This window comes from Paenibacillus stellifer (assembly GCF_000758685.1).
Lineage (GTDB): Bacteria > Bacillota > Bacilli > Paenibacillales > Paenibacillaceae > Paenibacillus_AQ > Paenibacillus_AQ stellifer.
The window spans coordinates 2,668,178-2,685,236 of sequence record NZ_CP009286.1; the positions used below are offsets into that span (position 1 = coordinate 2,668,178).

Sequence of the window (17,059 nt, forward strand, 5' to 3'; positions counted from 1 at the left end):
GCTTGCCTTGAAAACGAAATCACTTTTATACTGATTTTACTTCTTGAGGCGGGAGGCGATAGCAGGTGAAACTGAAGAGTAAGGTTGCGTTAATTCCCCTGATTTTGCAATGGACACTGAATGCATCGCTTGTCGTACTGGCGGCCATACTGGTTGTGCTGCTTGGCAAGGAGACCTATCTGATCTTCGGCTTCATCAACGACGGTGGCCATCTGAACAAGCTGGAACTGCTGGAAGCGCTGCTGATCTACTTCCTGTACTTTGAGTTTATCGCGTTGATCATTAAATACTTCGAGGCTCACTATCATTTTCCGCTGCGTTATTTTGTCTATATCGGCATTACAGCCATCATCCGGCTGATTATTGTCGATCATGAGACCCCTATGGCTACGCTGCTCTATTCCGGAGCCATTCTGGTACTGGTCATTACGCTCTACATCGCCAACAGCAAGCTGCTTAAGCGGGAGAGCTAGAGCAGACCGGCTGACAACCACCTCATAACCTTCATGGGCTGTCTTCAGGAGCCGATGCTCCTGACAAGGCGGCCCATTTTTTGAACATGGCATAATCCTTCTCCACCTGGTCTCCATAGGCTGCTGCCCAGCGTGAGATGAAGAAGGAGATCCCCTGACGGTCCTCGCCCATCGCCTTGGCGATTTCGCGCTCGCTGTGGTAGGGGAGAAGCCCGTCCGTCACATCGGAATCGGCTCTGGCATGCATTTTGGCCGTCAGACGGGCCATGAGCGTCAAGGTCTTCTCCGTATCTTCCGGCGATTCCAGATCGGAAAGGCGGAGTCTTTTTTTATAAGGAGAACGTTCCCGGACGTAGAAGTGCTGCTCTCCGATAGTCAGAAATCCGAGGTAAGGGTCGGCCTTGTGGTGCATAGCCTGCTGCGTCGCTGTCACCCGCTTGCCCTGATGCCCGAAATAGTTCCAGAAAGACTCCGAATAGGGCAGGAAATAGGCCGGGATCGGGACGCGGACCTCTTTGGCCTCCAGAACCGTATCTTCCGCTCCTCTGTGACCTTCGCCCTCTATCAGAATATAATAGCGTTTCAGTCCGATTGAAGCTGTGCCAGAGCCTTCTTTGACCGCCACATCCTTGATCACGTAGTGTTCCGGGGATGAACTCCGCGAATTGAGGGTCTCCAGATAAGAAGGCCAGGCCTGCTCAAACGCGGCACGTTCTCCGGCTTCAGGCTCTCGCAGCTCGTCGTTCTCCAGAAAGATCCGGCCATCCTGCATGAAGGAGGTCACCTTCTCCAGAAAATGTCCGCCTTGGCGCTTCTCCAGCTTGCGCAGCAGCTTTTTGACCGGTCCCTTGGCCTCGTCCTCGTTCACGACAAATTTACCAGGGTCCTCTTTGCCCCTGCAAAAATCGGTTATCTGCTCATAGTATTCGGCAATAAAGCCCTCAACGCAGCTCCATTGCTCCTCCTGCGAATAACCCAGTTCCCGGCACACCAGCACAATGCTTACCGACATGCGGAGCAGATCATACAGATAGGAGCCAAGGCAGCCCTCGTCAAAGTCATTGACGTCATAGACAAGCTCACCGTCCTCATTCCGGAAGGCTCCGAAGTTCTCGAAGTGGAGGTCGCCCTGAATCCAGGTCGGGCACTCGGGAGATGAATGAAAGGGGAAATACTGGCGCTGGCAGTCAAAGTAAAAGAGATAGGCGCTCCCCCGGAAAAAAGAGAAGGGGCTGAGACTCATTTTGGCGTATTTTTCAGCCCGTTTGGCGTCGTCCAGCTTCATAAGATCACGGTCAAACTCCTCAAAAATAGAAATCAATGTGTTCTTTCGCAGCTTCGTCCGGGTTCGAATGATGTTCTCGGTGATTTGTCTGTCGATCATGACATGCCCTCCCTTCATGTGATCCAACTGTTCATCTATCGTAACCTGATCAGACTTGAATCGCAAAGCTGCGATTTGATAGTATCTGTGTCCGTCATTCAAGCGGCTTCGACCAGCAATCGATCCATGTGAAAAAAAGCCGTGCCCGCTGCAATCAGCAGCGGTGCGCGGCTTGGCGTCGTGTTCCGTGATTCTACTCTTCGTAAATGATAACCGACTTCGTCTCGCCGTCATACTTGACAGTTGCCTTTAGAGCTTGGCTCACAAAACGGACCGGGACAAGCGTCGTACCATTCTTCACGGCCGGTGCGGTTTGGAGTGTTACCTTCACACCATTGACATAGGCGGTCTTGCTGCCGATAACGAGCTTGACGGAAGTTCCGTCCTTCGTAATCGTGACGGACTGTTCGGCTTGATTCCAGGATACCTCGGCGCCCAGTTGTTCAGCAATAACGCGGAATGGAACGAGCGTCGTGCCGTTCTGGACGATGGAAGCCGCGGCTTCAGGCTCTTCGCCGTTCACGTAGAGCTTGATCCCTTTTTTGCCTAGCTTGTCGTATAGCTTGCCGAGCTTCTTGTAGGAATTGATGTTCTTGACGTTCGCTTTAATCGCGTCCTGCTCCACATAGACGGCGTCGGTCACGCTGCCCTGCTGCTCCAGAATTTCGGCGACCGCGGTCAGAGCTGCATCCTTGTCTTTGATGGCTTCCAGTCTGGCTTTCATCTCGGGCGTAAGATTGGCGGCGTACTTCGTAAGCAGCAGATCAGCCAGAATCGCCCCAGCCGGCTTGTCTTCGACATTCTCGATGGCTTTGAGCAGCCCTTTGTAACCGTTCGGGCCTTTATATGTACTCGTTGTTGCGGAGTCGCGGTACGTATCATCCGTCACCGTGGCTTTTTTGCTATCCTTGTCTTCTTTGCCGTTTTTGTCGGCTTTTCCGTTCTGTTCCGGCTTGCTGTCTTTGTCTGATTTGTTCTGGCCTTTGGCATTGCCGGATTGGCTGTTACCGGGCGCAGCCGTTTTCTGGGACTGGCTGTTGCCGTTCGAATGGTCCGATTTGGCCAGGACGGTGCCGGCCATCAGGTTGGCTGCCAGCAGGCAGGTTAAGAGAATCATCCAGCTTTTCTTCATTGATGCTTTACCTCCTTGATGTGTTGGTACACCGAGAGATATCGGCTGTAAGGGGTTCTCTTTGAAGGGGTTTCCGTAAAATGAGCCGGACGGCCTAGCGGGATGACCAGACGGTAGCGTGATCATGATCAAGAATGATCCCGCTGCCCGGCTCATTGTTCGGTTAAACCGTATGGACCAGTTTCGAAAAAGCTTGAGCCGCCTCTTTGGGGCTAACCGCGCCTGTAATGGCCGAAATGACCGATACGCCGTCTGCACCGGCTTCAAGTACAGGCGCGGCGTTATCCGCCGTAATTCCGCCGATGCCGACAAGCGGAATATCGATGCCCGCTCTGCGGAGGTCCGAAATCAGAATCGTGCCCTGCACAGGGCGGGCGTCATCCTTGGACGAGGTCGGGTAGACGGGGCCGATCCCGAGATAGTCGGCCCCGTCGGCGATGGCCTGCGACACCTCATCCGGCGTATGTGCGGAGACGCCGATGATTTTGCCGCTGCCGAGCCGATCCCGCAGCAGGCGGGCCGGCTCGTCGTCCTGGCCGACATGCACGCCGTCGGCATCCAGCTCGATTGCCAGGTCGATGTCATCGTTGACCAGGAAGGGGACGCCATGCGCCCGGCAGATGCCCTGAAGCTCACGGGCGAGCGTGGTTTTGGCGCTGCCTTCCAGCGAGCCTGCCCCTTTTTCACGGAATTGAAAAATCGTTACGCCGCCCGCAATCGCTTCGGTCAAAATCTCGGCAGGCGGGCGCTTGCAGTTGACGCTGCCCAGAATCAGGTACACTCCAAGCAGCTTGCGGATTGCCCCGGGCTCCAAACGCTCCGCCGGATGATTAGTCATTATCGCCCACTCCTTCACCGCGAAGTCTCCGCATATAAGCAAAATGGTTCGTCGGACCATGTCCCGAACCGATTCCGAGTCCGTCTTCAATCGCGGCACGGATAAAAGCTTTGGCGGTCTTCACTGCTTCATCGGTTGTCCGTCCTTTGGCCAGCTCTGCCGCGAGCGCAGCCGAATAGGTGCAGCCGGTGCCATGGGTATGCGGGGTGTCGATTCGCGGGCTCTCGATATAGGTGAATTCCGTGCCATCGTACAGCACATCTGTAACGGCTCCCGGCTCAGCGCCGTGGCCGCCTTTGACAACGACGTAACGCGAGCCCATTTCCGCGATCCGGCGGGCCGCCTCCTTGCAGTCGTCAATTCCCGCTATAGTCATCCCGGCGATGATCTCCGCCTCCGGAATGTTCGGCGTTGTCACCAAAGCGAGCGGAAGCAGATACTGGGCCAGAGCCCGGACCGCTTCCTGCTGCAGCAGGGGAGAGCCGCCTTTCGCCACCATGACGGGATCGACCACAAGGTTCTTCCAGCCGTACCGGCGGATTCCGTCCGATACCTTACGGATAATTTCGCTGCTGAACAGCATGCCGGTCTTCACAGCGTCGGGCGTCAGATCCTCGCCGATGGAGTCAAGCTGGCGGGCCACTGCTGCAGGTTCCAGCGGATAGACGCCCTGAACTCCAAGCGTGTTCTGCGCCGTGACAGCCGTCAAAGCGGACATGCCATAGACGCCAAGCTCCTGAAACGTCTTCAGGTCGGCCTGGATGCCGGCCCCGCCGCCGCTGTCCGATCCCGCAATGGTGAGTGCTTTGTATACCTTCATGATGAAAGCTCCTTTCCAGGGTCATGATTGAAATTCCCTGATTGTAGGGCATAGCTAAGAATTGCAGGTCCATTACAACAATAAGGGAGTGAGCGAACTGCGTATTCGTCAATTGATCGCCGTACCTCTTGCCGCCGGTCTGCTGCTTGGTGATCCCGCTGCCGCAGCAGCCGCTTTGCGGCCAGAAGGGACTGTCCCGGCCCCGGAGCCAGCCAGCGGCAAGATGCCTGCGGATCATGGCACAAGACTGCTGTTGACTTTGCTGTATCCGCACATTCAAGCCGAACTGAAGCGGTGCTATAAGGACACGAAACATCCGGAAGTTCAGTTCGCCCCGTTTCTGTCGGGTGCTTCGTCCATCGTGAAGATGGAATACGAATCCTCAGGCATCAACCTGACACTACTCGTGCATCCCTATGTGGGTCCCCATCTGACAGTGGGGGAGGATGAGCTTGATTTTCGGATCGATAATATCGGCCAAGTCACCGCATTGGGTTGCAGGCATCTGCGCGACTATCCACTACCTTGGAATTATGCCGTTACTCCGGGTAATGACCGGGTTCTGGCGAATGGATTGATTCCTGAATCACCTGCTGTGTGTGATGGAAGAACGGTGATTGCTGGACACTGATTGCAGAAAGTGGATTGGCTGCCGGACGTTGATCAGGCGTTCCGACCGATTAGGCTTCCTTGATTTTGGACAGCTCAGCGTAACGCTCAGTCGTCAGAACCGAGAGCTGGTTCAGGAATTCGATCTGGAAGCTGCCCGGTCCCTGCCCGGCGGTCTTCCCGGCTGCGATTTCTGCGGCGACACCGTAGAAGGAGATTGCTTCAGCCGCCGCCTCAAGCTTCTGGTCACCTGCGACCGCAAGGAAAGCCGCGACGACAGAGCTGAGCAGGCAGCCCGTTCCCGTTACCTTGGTCAGAATCGGATGGCCGTTGGCGGCGATGTAGGTCGTCTTGCTGTCGGTGATGACATCCTCAGCCCCGGTAACGATGACGATGCAGTCCAGCTGAGCGGCGGCTTTCCTTGCGATGGCGACGACATCGCCCTCGCCCGATCCAGCGTCAACGCCTTTGCTGGACCATTTCTCGCCGATGACATTGGCCACCTCGGCGACATTGCCGCGAAGTGCCGTAAGCTTTATTTCGGAGGTGAGGCGGTGCGTAACCTCGGTGCGGTACGATGTTGCACCCGCTCCGACGGGATCAAGCACAAGCGGCACGCCGTGTGCGTTGGCAGACTTCCCGGCCAGCAGCATCGACTTGATCGCATGTTCGTTCAAGGTGCCGATATTAATGAGGACCGCGCCGGACATGGCCGCGACATCGGCCACTTCCTCATGGGCGTCCGCCATGAACGGAGAAGCGCCGAGCGCCAGCAAGCCGTTGGCGGTGAAATTGGTCACGACAATATTCGTAATGTTGTGAATAAGGGGATTCGCATCCCGCAGTTTTTGAATAAAAGACATCTTAAATTCCTCCCTGGATTATAAATTGACAAAAGCGTCTTCCGCTTTGATATCTTCCGTAAGCAGACTGCTATCGATCAGCCACTGGCGCACCTTGTCCCAGCTTGCCGGGTCCTGGGTTCCGAAAGGCTCGCTTCCGGCATCCATCAGCGGAAGCAGAATATTCAGACTCTGCTTCTCGATATCGGCGTCAAGCGGCGCCGTCTTGTCCTCATGCTTCATCAGAATGGAGAGCGCCTCGTCCGGGTGCTCCTGAACGAACTTTTGGCCCTCGCGCATCGCCGTGAGGAACTTGGTGAAATCTTCTTTGTGCTTCTCGATGCCCTCATCGCTTGCGACCAGCACCAGCTCCGAGTAGTCCGGCACACCGTAATCCGCCGGATTGATGGAGACGACCGGATGGCCTTCTTTTTGAAGCAGAAGCTGTTCATGATTGATGAAGCCGCCCATTATGGCGTCCGTCTGTCCGGTTGAGACTGCCGGAATCAGGTCGTAGCCGACATCGACGAACTGCACTTTGGCCGGATCGCCGCCGTCCGCTTTGACCATCGTCTTGACGGCTTCTTCATACAATGGAATGGAGGAATAACCAACCGATTTGCCTTCCAGATCCTTCGGGGTCTTGATGGAGCCGCCTTCCGGCGCCATCAGATGTGCCAGCGGATGCCGGACGATCGAAGCAATGGATTTGACCGGAATCTGCTCGCCGCGCGCCATCAGCACCTGAGGCTGGTAGCTCAGTGCGAGATCGATTTTGCCTGCTGCCGCAAGCTTCAGCGCATCATTCGTATCTGCGGGCATCTGGATGTCGACATCAAGCCCCTGTGCAGCGAAATAGCCTTGGTCCTGGGCAGCATACAGGAACGAATGCACGGCGTTCGGATACCAGTCGAGCATCAGCGTGAGCTTGGATGCAGGCGCGCTCGAAGATTCTGCCGCCGGCTGCGAAGACGCAGCAGGGGAAGAAGATTCGGTAGATGAGTTCGAAGCCGATTGGCCGCAGGCGGCTGTCAGCAGAAGTAGGGACAGCGCCGGAAGAAGCGCCATGCGCCTAATATGCGACAAGGTTTTGGATGGAAGAGATCGGGTTACAGGGTTCATTGCTGTGATCCTCTTTTCTTTAAGATTAGAAATTCGAGCAGACGGACGGCAAGAAAGAGTAGAAGGCCCATCGCCGACAGCAGGAAGATGGCGGCGAACATTTCGGCGCTGTGCAGGCTGCCTGCCATTCGGCGGCTGTAGTAGCCGAGCCCCACGGTGCCTCCGAGCCATTCGCCGATGGTTGCGCCGATGACACAGTAGACAACGCACAGACGAAGTCCGGAGAAGAAGGAGGGCAGCGCCAGCGGAATGCCAACCTTCAGCAGCAGTTGGCGGCGGCTCGCGCCCATCGTGAGCAGCAGGTCGCGATAGCCCCCGTCGCTGCGCCGCAGCCCATCGTATACGCCAACGACGATAGGGAAGAAGGCTGTCAGGAAGACGACCGCGACCTTGCTCCACATCGAGTAGCCGAACCACATGATGAAGAGCGGCGACAGCGCGATCAGCGGAATCGTCTGGCTGATGACGATGAACGGATACAGCGCTTTTTCCACCGTGCCGGAGAGATGCATGGCTGTTCCGAGCAGGATGCCGACCAGGATGGACAGCAGGCAGCCGGTCAGTGTCTCCGCCAGCGTCGCGGGAAGATGCGTGCGGAGCAGCAGTCCGGCGTTGTCCAGAAGTGCGGCCATGATGGAGCTTGGCGCGGGCAGGATGAACGGCGGTACATGGCCGGTGCGTACGGCTCCTTCCCAGAGAGCCGCAATCAGGAGAAGCAGAAGCAGGAACAGGCCGTAGCGGGACAAGATTTTGCTAAGCGAGGCGGGATTCATACAGCCTCCGTTCCAGTTCGGCTCTCATGGCAACGAAGCCGGGCTCATAATTCGACTGCAAGCTGCGCGGCCTTGGCAGCCCGACCACAAGCTCTTGAAGCGGGCCGCTGCTACCCTTCGGCATCAGCAGCACCCGGTCGCTGAGGAGCAGAGCTTCCTCCAGATCATGTGTAATGAAGAGGGCGGACCGTCCGAGTCCGTCCCACAGCTCCAGCAGCCAGCGGTGCATGTCCCGCTTGGTAATGGCGTCGAGCGCGCCGAATGGCTCGTCGAGCAGGAGCAGTTCCCCTTCGCACAGGAGGGTGCGAAGGAAGGCCGCGCGCTGGCGCATGCCGCCGGACAGCTCATGCGGATATGCCTTCTCGCTTTCGGCAAGGCCGAAGCGCTGCAGCATGTCCCGCACATGCGCTGTGGCGGCAGCATCCGCCTTGCCCTTGATTTCCAGCGGCAGCAGGCAGTTGTCCTGCACCGTGCGCCAGGGCAGCAGCAGATCCTGCTGGGGCATGTAAGCGGTCTTGCCGAGACGGCCTGTCTCGGGAGCCAAGCCCTGCAGCCGGATGCTGCCCCCGGTCTGCTGGACAAGACCGGCGATGATTTTGAACAGCGTGCTTTTGCCGCAGCCGCTGGCTCCGACAATGCTGACGAATTCGCCGCGCCGGACGGTCAGCGACAGCTCCGAGAAGAGCGGCGGCTGCCCGGGAAAGGCGAAGCTCAACCGGTTCAGCGCCAGAAGTTCGTCCATAATGCGTTTCGCTCCTTTCCGGTTTATGCCAACCTGTTACTCTTAAAGAAACAAAGACCCGTCCATTTCCGGAAGGAAATGAACGGGTCTTTAACAAGTTTATGCCGATGATTGCAGGTGTCTGCATGGCTTGAAATGTAAGGTCCTGACGTTCACTTCCCTCCGCTGGTATAATCCAGATCAGGTTCCAAGGGTCTAAAAGCGCGGGCTTTCGTCTCAGTCCAATTGACTCCCCTAGTGAAATGCGGTCATTATTCGGTTGTGATTGTGTTTAACTATAACATACCTCATGCCTGGGTCTCAATGAAGGATTTCAATATAACCAAACAGCCGCCCCCCGTGCATTCGCACGGAGAATCGGCTTCTCAAAATATGGAGCAAAATCACATTTTATCCTTAGTTAGGTGCATAGTCTTATTGATACCATCGGCATTACTTCGCCTTATGCTCTTGCAAATACTCCAGCGCGTTGTACAGCATAACAGCCGCTTCCGCACGGGTGATCTTGTCCTTGGGATGGAAAGCTTCGTCTGCATTCAGCGTGTTGACTTTGTAGGTCAGCGAGCGCTGGACTGCGCCCTGGTAGGAAGGAGTGAGCTGGTCCTCATCGGAAATAGCCGCAGGTTTGATATTGATCATCGGAAGTCCGCCGGCTTGCTCCATGCCCTGGATCAGGTAGAAGGTGAACTGCTCCTTGGTCAAAGGCGCCTTGGGATCGAGATCGGACGGCAGGTCGACATGATTATAGAAGGCGTTGATAAAAGCCTGGGCATACCAGGCGTTGTCCGGCACCTTGGCGAAATGGTCGCTGGCCTCCGGCGCCTTCACGAAATCAATGGCTGCCAGACTGAGCTGGAAGCCGCCCGAAATCAGCTGGACGCCTTCGGCAGCCGTCAACGCCTGCTCCGGTTTGAACTCTGAAGCCGTCAGGCCTTGAACGAAGCCTCTTTCATGCAGGCTCTCAATTTTATCCTTGTCCTTCATTGATCCCAGATCGGTGAATTGACTTCCGGCAGCGAAGCCCGAAGCTCCGGTTGAAGCGGTAATCAGTGAGCTGATCGCGAGTGCCGCGAGTACATGTTTGGTCGATATCATTATTGTCTGCACCTCCAGTAGAGTACGGCCTTGCGGGCCGCCATCACTATCTAAACGGAAGTGCAGTGGAAAATGTTGCTGGTTCGTCCACGCGGCGGATTTGACGGTGCAGTACTGCCTTCGAATTCATGTACATGTCTTTGTGCCGCGGTTTAGCTAACCGATTTCTTCTTAACTGTCTGACGCTTCTTCTTCATTCGCTGAAACCTCCCCATAATGATGTGAGTTCCCAACATCTTATTGAGGAGGCTATAGTTATGTAGGGCAAATATCAGGGAGGTGAAGATTTAATATTCAGTGGAAAAAAAAGCGCTGTTAATGATCGTTAAGACTCCACATTCGCATCATTCCATTTCGGCATTTCACGCTAAAATGCTCCGGATCTGGCGATCCGAAGCATGCATTGGGCAAATTGGATTGTCTCAGCCGCGATCCCTAATCCTTGCAACCCTCGATCCAATCGGACCCCGGAGATTCGGTCACAGTAACTAATTAATCCCTCGGAACAACAAATTCCGATAGGGGTAAGGCGAGCCGGGATATTTGAACTTCATGGCAATGCCCGATTCCTCAATTGTTACAGCTCTAAGCGCGGAAGTGCGGACAAGGCTTCTGACCATGTGATCGACTGCTCGCCGGTCGCCACGGCGGATGCCGAGAGCAACGGCAGCAGCAAAATTCCGGTTGACCGACAGCTCGTGATAGAACGGAAGGACGGCTCTCGCGATCCGCCGGCTAATCGCAGTGCTGAAGGTGAACTGGACCAAGCCGGGCGGGATGGTCGTGCCGTTCGAATAGACGCTCTTGGAGCGCGGGAAGTCGAAGTCCACAAAATAGCCGATGCCGTTCGTTCCATATCCCTGCCGGGCCGCCAGAGGAGCGGACAGCCTTAGCAGCTCTCCCATAAGATCCAGATCCGCAGTGACGATGGAGCGGGTCCAGCTCTCGGCAAAGCTGCGGCTGGCGGCGATGGCCTGGTACAGCGGCGCCATGCCAGTTGCGACGCGAGACAGCATCTCCGCCGTTACCAGCGCCTTGAACTCCTTGGTTGCCCGTTGCCGTTGCATCCGGTATTCCTCCTTATTACACTGCCTTTCTATAAGTATATGAATTAGCCCGGCGGCCGTGTGGGCATACGCTCACAGAAGGGGGATGAATATGCGGATTCTCATCCGGTCCGGATATACGGAATGCATAACATCCGTAATTTCAAAATCAGGTCCGTCCCCGCGAGTATAATTGGAGCCCGGCAGCCAGCAGCTATAGATGAAGTTTCGGGTCCGTTCAACGAGATCGGCGTGACCAAAGGCTTTGAATTCCGCATAAGTCCCGGCTGGCAGTTCAATCTTCACGTAGCCATCCCCCGGAGGAACAGCCGATTCGTCACATAGCTCGCCCACGACAAAGGAGAAGCCGCCGTCATCCTTGAATCCGCAAGCTACACCGTAAGCCATGTCAGGCGCGAGACGGCCCGGAATCAGACTAAAACGCCCGTTCCGGCCAAAATCATCATAAAAGCCGGGAATCTCCCGGTAATGCTGCCCGTCGTTCAGATGCGTGGGATATTCATAACCGATTACAAACCGGCGTTCCAGCCGGACAATATCCGGACGGCTTACACCGGCATCGCTTGGAGTTCTATGCTCCAGACCGATGAATGAGATCGGCTCAAGCCCGCTGAAGGCGGCGGAGTTCTGGCGGAACTTCCCGGGTGTTGTTCCGGTATAGCTTTCAAAAGCACGGGTGAAGGCTTCCTGGGATTGATATCCGGCGTTCAGCGCAATCGGCAGAATGCCCTCCTCCGAGTCGAGCAGCAGCCTGCCCGCTTCGGTTAATCTGCGTTTGCGTATGTATTCCTGCACACTGAAGCCCGATATTGCCTGGAACATACGCTGAAAATGAAACGATGAATATCCGGCGGCTGCCGCGATTTCACGAATTCCTAGTTCTTGCTGAAGATGATGTTCGATGAGGTCAACGGCGTTCTGGATTTGTCGGTATGCGTTCATGGGATCTTCCTTTCTGCGGACAGCTCCGCCTGAGATGAGTCAAGTATAATCGAGCGATCTTTTCATGTTTTGATTTCTGATGCGCAATTGTCTCGGTTCGCCGGTTTCTCTTTCCTTTTTGTGGCTCTTTTGATATGCTTATTATAATAATTCTAATTTAGCTAATCTATAAATCGACAGTCGGCATACTCTATCGGTCAGGACAGGCAATCCAAGACAGGATCAGCATGTCTTAAACAACCGGGAAGGGAGAGATTCTCATGGACGCAATGGACAAAATCGCCCAGCAATTTGCCGCTCACAACTATAAACTGACTTCACAGCGCGAAGCAATCGCCAAGGTGCTGCTTGAGAATGAACGGGATCATCTGAGCGTGGAAGAAGTTTATATGCTCGTTAAAGGCAAATATCCGCAGCTCGGGCTGGCGACGGTATACCGGACGCTGGAACTGCTCTGCGAGCTTCATATTGTGGAAAAAATGAATTTTGGAGACGGCGTCTCCAGATACGATCTGCGCACAGAAGGGCATGATCATATGCATCATCACCTGATCTGCCAGTCTTGCGGCAAGGTGGCTGAAATCAAGGATGACTGGCTCGCGGAGCTTGAGAGCAAGCTGATGAAGGAATACGGGTTCACCGTTACCGATCACCGGCTGGACTTCAAGGGCACGTACCGGGTCTGCTCGGGCACAGGCTGCAAGAAGGAGAAGAGCACCATGGCGGCGGTATAACCGTCAGGCAGCCTAACATAACGCATACAGGAAAGGAGCGCTCCGGTTAGCCGGTTAACGCTCCTTTTTTGACTTGCCAAGTATATCAAAGTTCAAGATATCAAAATTCAAGATTCCTAAATTCCCTAACCCCGGCTGTTCGGCACAAAAGACCGTATCCAGCTTCCGAAGCTGCCCGGATTCCGGCTCTGAATGAGCACGACGCCTTCGCCCCGGAAGCGGCAGACGAGCGCCTCGCCGCTTGTCAAGCTGGACAGCCAGCCGGAGGCCGCTTTTTCAATCTTGTAATTCATGTAATCCGGCCAAGCGACCAGGTGACCGTTGTCGATGATCATCTCTTCGCCGGGGCCGAGATTGACGGCATGAATCGCGCCGAACGAGGAGAGGAAGACAGTCCCTCTGCCGCTGATCTCCACAATGAAGAAGCCTTCGCCCGAGAACAGGCCGCGCGCCAGATTCTGCATCTTGGTATTGACCTGAATACCTTGAGTGCCCGCCAGAAACCCGTCCTTCTGGACATACAGCCGGTAAGAGCCGTCCAGCTCAATCGCCTGAATGTCTCCCATCGACCCCGGCGAGAGCAGCACCTCGCTTTGTCCCCTTACAGCGGTCAGCTCCTGAAAGAAGAACTTCTCGCCGCTCAGCATCCGGCCAAGCCCTCTCATAATGCCCCCGTCTACCGTACCCCGCAGCTCGACATTTGGAGACATCGCAACCATCGCGCCCATTTCGGCTTTGACGCTTTCTCCCGACTCCAAATGCACCTTCAGCATGGCAAAAGCACCCTCGTACAAAATATCGTATCTCAACAGCAATCCCTCCATAAGACCTTCTCGTATTCTTGTTGAAAGAAAGAGAATAATTAATAGACTTGGAAATAAGTATAGTATGGAAGGCGGCAAAACCCAAACCGGCTGATAGCGAACGGCTGGGGTTCGGATTTCCGGGTCACACCTCAAGCGTTTATTTGAAGGAATATCCGGTTATAAAAAGAGTACATAGGAGAAGCCTTCACTATCGCTATCAGGTTATAACAATTCCAAGAAGTGAGGTGCGACACCATGAACATTCATCAGCACGGCCGTGGCAAGCTCCCGGCTGTCATCTTTACCGCGGCAATCGCCGTTGTGACGGCGCTAATGCTGTCTATCGGAGGACTTTCGGTCTTTGCAGAGCCGAGCCCCATTCATGTGCCCGGGTATGAGAAGTCTGCCGCAGGCGGACTGACTCCAGCTGTGAAGAAGCAGAGTTACGGAATTTACGAAGGGCTTGCTGACGGCCATACGGTCGAAATTTCCGTCTATGGCGAGCCGGTTGATCTTCAGTTCACTGAGGCGTTGGAGCCTCGTCTGGACAGCCTTGAGGAAGGGTCCAGGGTCATGTTCATCTATACGGAGCAGCGGGTAAAAGGAGACGACGTCGTGCGTGTTCGCAAGCTGCTGTCGATAAAAGAAGCTGCGAAATAATGAGCATATTCAAGAAGCGGATGCCCTGTAGGTAGGGTATCCGCTTTTGCCATGCTAGACGAGCGCCGGCGCATCTTTCTCCCGGCTGTGCGCGCGGAATTGCTTCGGGGACATGCCGAACCTTTTGCGGAACTGCCGGTGGAAGTAGGTATAATTTGCAAAACCACAAGTCTCGGCAATATGCTCTAGCGGCATCGGGCTGTAGATAATCCGCTCCCGGGCCATATCGAGCCGGACCTCATTGACATATTGGACAATCGACATGCCGAAGCTCTCCTTGAACAGATGAACAGCCCGGGAGACGGAGATTTCAGCATGCGCGGCAACCTCTTGAAGTCGAAAGGGCAGCGCGGCATGCTCTTCGACGAACTGCTTCATCCGGAAGGCCAAATATCGTCTCGGAGAGGCGTTGGGCCGATCGACGGTCATCCGGTCAATTTCCATGCACAAGATCTGCAAGTAACAGCTGGAGATATCCGGTGAGTAATCGGACAGACGGCGCTGCTCCAGAATCAGCTGGCGGAACAGGCCGAGAAACCCTTCGCTGTGCGGTATATTCATAAGGGTGGACCGGGGACGGCTGTTCCACCATTCATCAAGCCAGACGCCTTCGCAGAAAATATGATAATCCACACTCTCCACACGGGGTTCTCCATGAGGGAAGCTCTCCTTGTCGATAATCAGATGATAGGGAACGCCCGGTGCGATCAGCAGCAGCGAACCGGGCTCCATGGGAGCGATGGCTCCGTCCACCAGCGCACTGCACTTGCCCTCTGTCTGCAGGCGCAGGAGGTAATGGGGAAAGCCCTCGGCTCTTGGCATTTGGAAAGGCTTGCGGTGATGCGTAAATCCGGCGCTCAGGACGGTGCAAGGCGTATTCTTGGGCATGTTCTTCCTCCATATCACGTAGAAATAACAAGCAGATTGTTCATGTTTAAATCATATTATTCATTTTATTATATACGCTTTCAGCTTAACATAATAGTAGTTCTTGAGGGAGTTAAAAGGAAGAAAACAAGAGAAAACCGTCAAGAATCAGCGAAAAATAGCTTTTCGTTAATTTGAACCGTCAAGATACCGGAGCGGGGAAGGCTTGAGGATCATTCCTTTTGTTCAGGTTATCCATTTATTATTCAGGAGGAGACAAGATGAAGATCGGACTGCAGCTCTATACCGTTAGAGAAGAACTGGCCAAAGACTTCGAAGGCACCATCCGCAAGGTCGCGGAGCTCGGATACGAGGGTGTCGAATTCTTTCATTACTTTGACCGTACGGCCGAGCAGGTCAAGGCGCTGCTAGATGAAACCGGGCTTGTTGCCATCGGCGCGCACCGTCCCTACACGGAGTTGCTAGAGAACGGCGAAGCCGAGATCGATTACCTGCTCAGTATCGGCAGCCGGAATGTGATCGTTCCTTATCTGTCCGAAGAGCAACGTGCGGACTGGGATGCGGTGACAGACAATCTGAAGAAGCTGGGCAAGCAATGCGCGGATAAGGGAGCCGTACTTCTGTATCACAACCACGATTTTGAACTGACCGAGAAGAAAGATGGCCAGCCTGCATTCGACTTCATGTACGGAACCGTTCCTGCGGAGCTTCTTCAGGTGGAGATGGATACTTGCTGGGTGTATTACGGAGGCTATGATCCTGTAGAATATCTCGGGCGTTATGCCGGCCGGACGCCGCTGATTCATCTCAAAGATATGAAGACCCGGGAGGATGGCTCTGCGGAGACTGTCGTGCTTGGCGAAGGCGTAGTGGATCTGAAGAGTATTATCACCGCATCGGAACAAGCCGGAACGGAGTGGGCGATCGTCGAGCAGGATGAATGCGCGAGAGACCCGCTTGAGAGCATTGCAGACAGTATGAAATGGTTGAAACAACATTATATCCAAGGAGGCACTATTCATGGCTAAGACACTCAAAATCGCAATTATCGGCTGCGGCGGTATCGCCAACAACAAGCATCTGCCGAGTCTGTCCAAGCAAAAAGCAGCTGAACTCGTTGCTTTCTGCGACATTATCGAAGAACGCGCGCAAGAAGCGGCTGAAAAGTACGGAGTCGAAGGCGCCAAGGTCTACAGTGATTACAAAAAGCTGCTTGCCGACGGCGGCATCGACGTTGTGCATGTATGCACGCCGAACGACAGCCACTCGGTAATTACAGTCGCCGCGCTGGAAGCGGATTGCCATGTCCTGTGCGAGAAGCCGATGGCGAAGACGGCGGCGCAAGCCCGCGAAATGCTGGAAGCAGCCAAGCGCACAGGCAAGAAGCTGTCCATTGCCTATCAGAACCGGTTCCGCGACGACAGCCAATATTTGAAGCAAATGTGTCAGAACGGCGATCTGGGCGACATTTATTACGCCCGTGCGATCGCGCTCCGACGCCGCGCTGTTCCGACCTGGGGCGTGTTCCTGGACGAAGAGAAGCAGGGCGGCGGCCCTCTCATCGATATCGGCACCCATGCCCTCGATTTGACGCTATGGCTGATGGACAATTACAAACCGCGCAGTGTAACGGGCTCCGTGTTCCACAAGCTCGGCAAGAGAGAGAACGCGGCCAACGCGTGGGGACCGTGGGACACCGAGCAGTTCAAGGTGGAGGATTCCGCCTTCGGCTTCATCACGATGGAGAACGGCGCGACGATTTCGCTGGAGTCCAGCTGGGCGCTTAACGTCGCCGAGTTCGGCGAAGCGAAGACGCTTCTGTGCGGAACCGAAGCGGGAGCCGATATGAAGGACGGTCTCCGCATTAACGGCGAGCGCTACAGCCGTCTGTATGAGACGAATATTGATCTTGCTGCCGGCGGAGTCGCCTTCTATTCGGGAGAGGCGGAAACCGATGCTGACCGCGAAGCCCGCTTGTGGCTGGAGGCTGTCCTGGAAGATAAGGAGCCGCTGGTGAAGCCAGAGCAGGCACTTGTGGTCACTGAAATTCTGGAAGCCATATATGAATCGGCGCGTACAGGCCGGACGGTTTATTTTGACGGCTCAAATAACTGAAATCATGCGTTAATCGG

The 17,059-nt window shown here is 55.1% G+C and carries 19 protein-coding genes and 1 riboswitch; of the genes, 6 read left to right on the forward strand and 13 right to left on the reverse strand.

Going from position 1 to position 17,059, the window contains the following annotated elements:
- Nucleotides 1–65: 65 nt before the first annotated feature.
- The gene (psiE, locus tag PSTEL_RS12115; protein WP_038695618.1) at nucleotides 66–473 is read left to right on the forward strand and encodes a phosphate-starvation-inducible protein PsiE; all 408 of its coding nucleotides are present in this window, start codon (nucleotides 66–68) and stop codon (nucleotides 471–473) included.
- Nucleotides 474–504: 31 nt separating this feature from the next.
- Here the strand turns inward: psiE and PSTEL_RS12120 are convergent, their stop codons facing one another.
- The 4 genes from PSTEL_RS12120 to thiD form a co-directional block, all read right to left on the reverse strand.
- A complete protein-coding gene (locus PSTEL_RS12120; protein WP_038695620.1) occupies nucleotides 505–1,857 on the reverse strand; it encodes a DUF2252 domain-containing protein in 1,353 nt (450 codons plus the stop codon).
- Between the two features lie 193 nt (nucleotides 1,858–2,050).
- Nucleotides 2,051–2,989, reverse strand: coding sequence for a copper amine oxidase N-terminal domain-containing protein (locus PSTEL_RS12125; RefSeq protein ID WP_038695622.1), 939 nt, complete (start codon nucleotides 2,987–2,989; stop codon nucleotides 2,051–2,053).
- 163 nt (nucleotides 2,990–3,152) lie between these two features.
- Entirely contained in the window at nucleotides 3,153–3,827 is a 675-nt protein-coding gene (thiE, locus tag PSTEL_RS12130) for a thiamine phosphate synthase (RefSeq protein WP_052098397.1), read from the reverse strand.
- A complete protein-coding gene (thiD, locus tag PSTEL_RS12135; RefSeq protein ID WP_038695624.1) occupies nucleotides 3,820–4,647 on the reverse strand; it encodes a bifunctional hydroxymethylpyrimidine kinase/phosphomethylpyrimidine kinase in 828 nt (275 codons plus the stop codon). The genes thiE and thiD overlap by 8 nt, the downstream gene beginning before the upstream one ends.
- An 88-nt stretch (nucleotides 4,648–4,735) precedes the next feature.
- Here thiD and PSTEL_RS12140 point away from each other — a divergent pair, with 88 nt between their 5' ends.
- Nucleotides 4,736–5,278, forward strand: a complete 543-nt coding sequence (locus PSTEL_RS12140; RefSeq protein ID WP_156995859.1) for a DUF3888 domain-containing protein — start codon at nucleotides 4,736–4,738, stop codon at nucleotides 5,276–5,278.
- Between the two features lie 49 nt (nucleotides 5,279–5,327).
- Here the strand turns inward: PSTEL_RS12140 and thiM are convergent, their stop codons facing one another.
- The 7 genes from thiM to PSTEL_RS12175 all read right to left on the reverse strand — a co-directional run bounded on the left by thiM (nucleotide 5,328) and on the right by PSTEL_RS12175 (nucleotide 11,839).
- Complete coding sequence (gene thiM / locus PSTEL_RS28090; protein ID WP_038695628.1) at nucleotides 5,328–6,119, reverse strand: hydroxyethylthiazole kinase; 792 nt, start codon at nucleotides 6,117–6,119, stop codon at nucleotides 5,328–5,330.
- Between the two features lie 18 nt (nucleotides 6,120–6,137).
- Nucleotides 6,138–7,220 carry an ABC transporter substrate-binding protein gene (locus PSTEL_RS28095; RefSeq protein ID WP_052098398.1) on the reverse strand — a complete coding sequence of 361 codons (1,083 nt, stop codon included), beginning with the start codon at nucleotides 7,218–7,220 and terminating at the stop codon, nucleotides 6,138–6,140.
- The gene (locus PSTEL_RS12155; protein WP_038695630.1) at nucleotides 7,217–7,993 is read right to left on the reverse strand and encodes an ABC transporter permease; all 777 of its coding nucleotides are present in this window, start codon (nucleotides 7,991–7,993) and stop codon (nucleotides 7,217–7,219) included. Before PSTEL_RS12155 ends, PSTEL_RS28095 begins: the two co-directional genes overlap by 4 nt.
- Nucleotides 7,974–8,735 carry an ABC transporter ATP-binding protein gene (locus PSTEL_RS12160; protein WP_038695632.1) on the reverse strand — a complete coding sequence of 254 codons (762 nt, stop codon included), beginning with the start codon at nucleotides 8,733–8,735 and terminating at the stop codon, nucleotides 7,974–7,976. Before PSTEL_RS12160 ends, PSTEL_RS12155 begins: the two co-directional genes overlap by 20 nt.
- A gap of 140 nt (nucleotides 8,736–8,875) precedes the next feature.
- Nucleotides 8,876–8,981: riboswitch (TPP riboswitch) on the reverse strand.
- A gap of 186 nt (nucleotides 8,982–9,167) precedes the next feature.
- Nucleotides 9,168–9,830 carry an S-layer homology domain-containing protein gene (locus PSTEL_RS12165; RefSeq protein WP_038695634.1) on the reverse strand — a complete coding sequence of 221 codons (663 nt, stop codon included), beginning with the start codon at nucleotides 9,828–9,830 and terminating at the stop codon, nucleotides 9,168–9,170.
- A gap of 488 nt (nucleotides 9,831–10,318) precedes the next feature.
- Nucleotides 10,319–10,897: a hypothetical protein gene (locus tag PSTEL_RS12170; protein WP_052098399.1), complete on the reverse strand. Its 579-nt coding sequence runs from the start codon at nucleotides 10,895–10,897 to the stop codon at nucleotides 10,319–10,321.
- Nucleotides 10,898–10,969: 72 nt separating this feature from the next.
- A complete protein-coding gene (locus tag PSTEL_RS12175) occupies nucleotides 10,970–11,839 on the reverse strand; it encodes an AraC family transcriptional regulator (protein ID WP_038695636.1) in 870 nt (289 codons plus the stop codon).
- A 260-nt stretch (nucleotides 11,840–12,099) separates the two neighbouring features.
- Between PSTEL_RS12175 and PSTEL_RS12180 the strand changes: the two genes are divergently transcribed.
- Nucleotides 12,100–12,573 carry a Fur family transcriptional regulator gene (locus PSTEL_RS12180; RefSeq protein WP_038695638.1) on the forward strand — a complete coding sequence of 158 codons (474 nt, stop codon included), beginning with the start codon at nucleotides 12,100–12,102 and terminating at the stop codon, nucleotides 12,571–12,573.
- A 125-nt stretch (nucleotides 12,574–12,698) separates the two neighbouring features.
- Here the strand turns inward: PSTEL_RS12180 and PSTEL_RS12185 are convergent, their stop codons facing one another.
- Nucleotides 12,699–13,397 carry a TIGR00266 family protein gene (locus PSTEL_RS12185; RefSeq protein WP_245625144.1) on the reverse strand — a complete coding sequence of 233 codons (699 nt, stop codon included), beginning with the start codon at nucleotides 13,395–13,397 and terminating at the stop codon, nucleotides 12,699–12,701.
- Between the two features lie 237 nt (nucleotides 13,398–13,634).
- On the opposite strand from PSTEL_RS12185, the gene PSTEL_RS12190 reads away from it, so the two are divergent.
- On the forward strand, nucleotides 13,635–14,039 hold the full coding sequence (locus PSTEL_RS12190) for a hypothetical protein (protein ID WP_038695640.1): 405 nt from the start codon (nucleotides 13,635–13,637) through the stop codon (nucleotides 14,037–14,039).
- Between the two features lie 54 nt (nucleotides 14,040–14,093).
- Here the strand turns inward: PSTEL_RS12190 and PSTEL_RS12195 are convergent, their stop codons facing one another.
- Nucleotides 14,094–14,927 (reverse strand): AraC family transcriptional regulator, encoded by an 834-nt coding sequence (locus PSTEL_RS12195; protein ID WP_038695642.1) that lies wholly within the window; start codon nucleotides 14,925–14,927, stop codon nucleotides 14,094–14,096.
- A gap of 260 nt (nucleotides 14,928–15,187) precedes the next feature.
- Here PSTEL_RS12195 and PSTEL_RS12200 point away from each other — a divergent pair, with 260 nt between their 5' ends.
- Entirely contained in the window at nucleotides 15,188–15,955 is a 768-nt protein-coding gene (locus PSTEL_RS12200) for a sugar phosphate isomerase/epimerase family protein (protein ID WP_038695644.1), read from the forward strand.
- Nucleotides 15,948–17,042, forward strand: coding sequence for a Gfo/Idh/MocA family protein (locus tag PSTEL_RS12205; RefSeq protein ID WP_038695646.1), 1,095 nt, complete (start codon nucleotides 15,948–15,950; stop codon nucleotides 17,040–17,042). Before PSTEL_RS12200 ends, PSTEL_RS12205 begins: the two co-directional genes overlap by 8 nt.
- Nucleotides 17,043–17,059 lie beyond the last annotated feature (17 nt).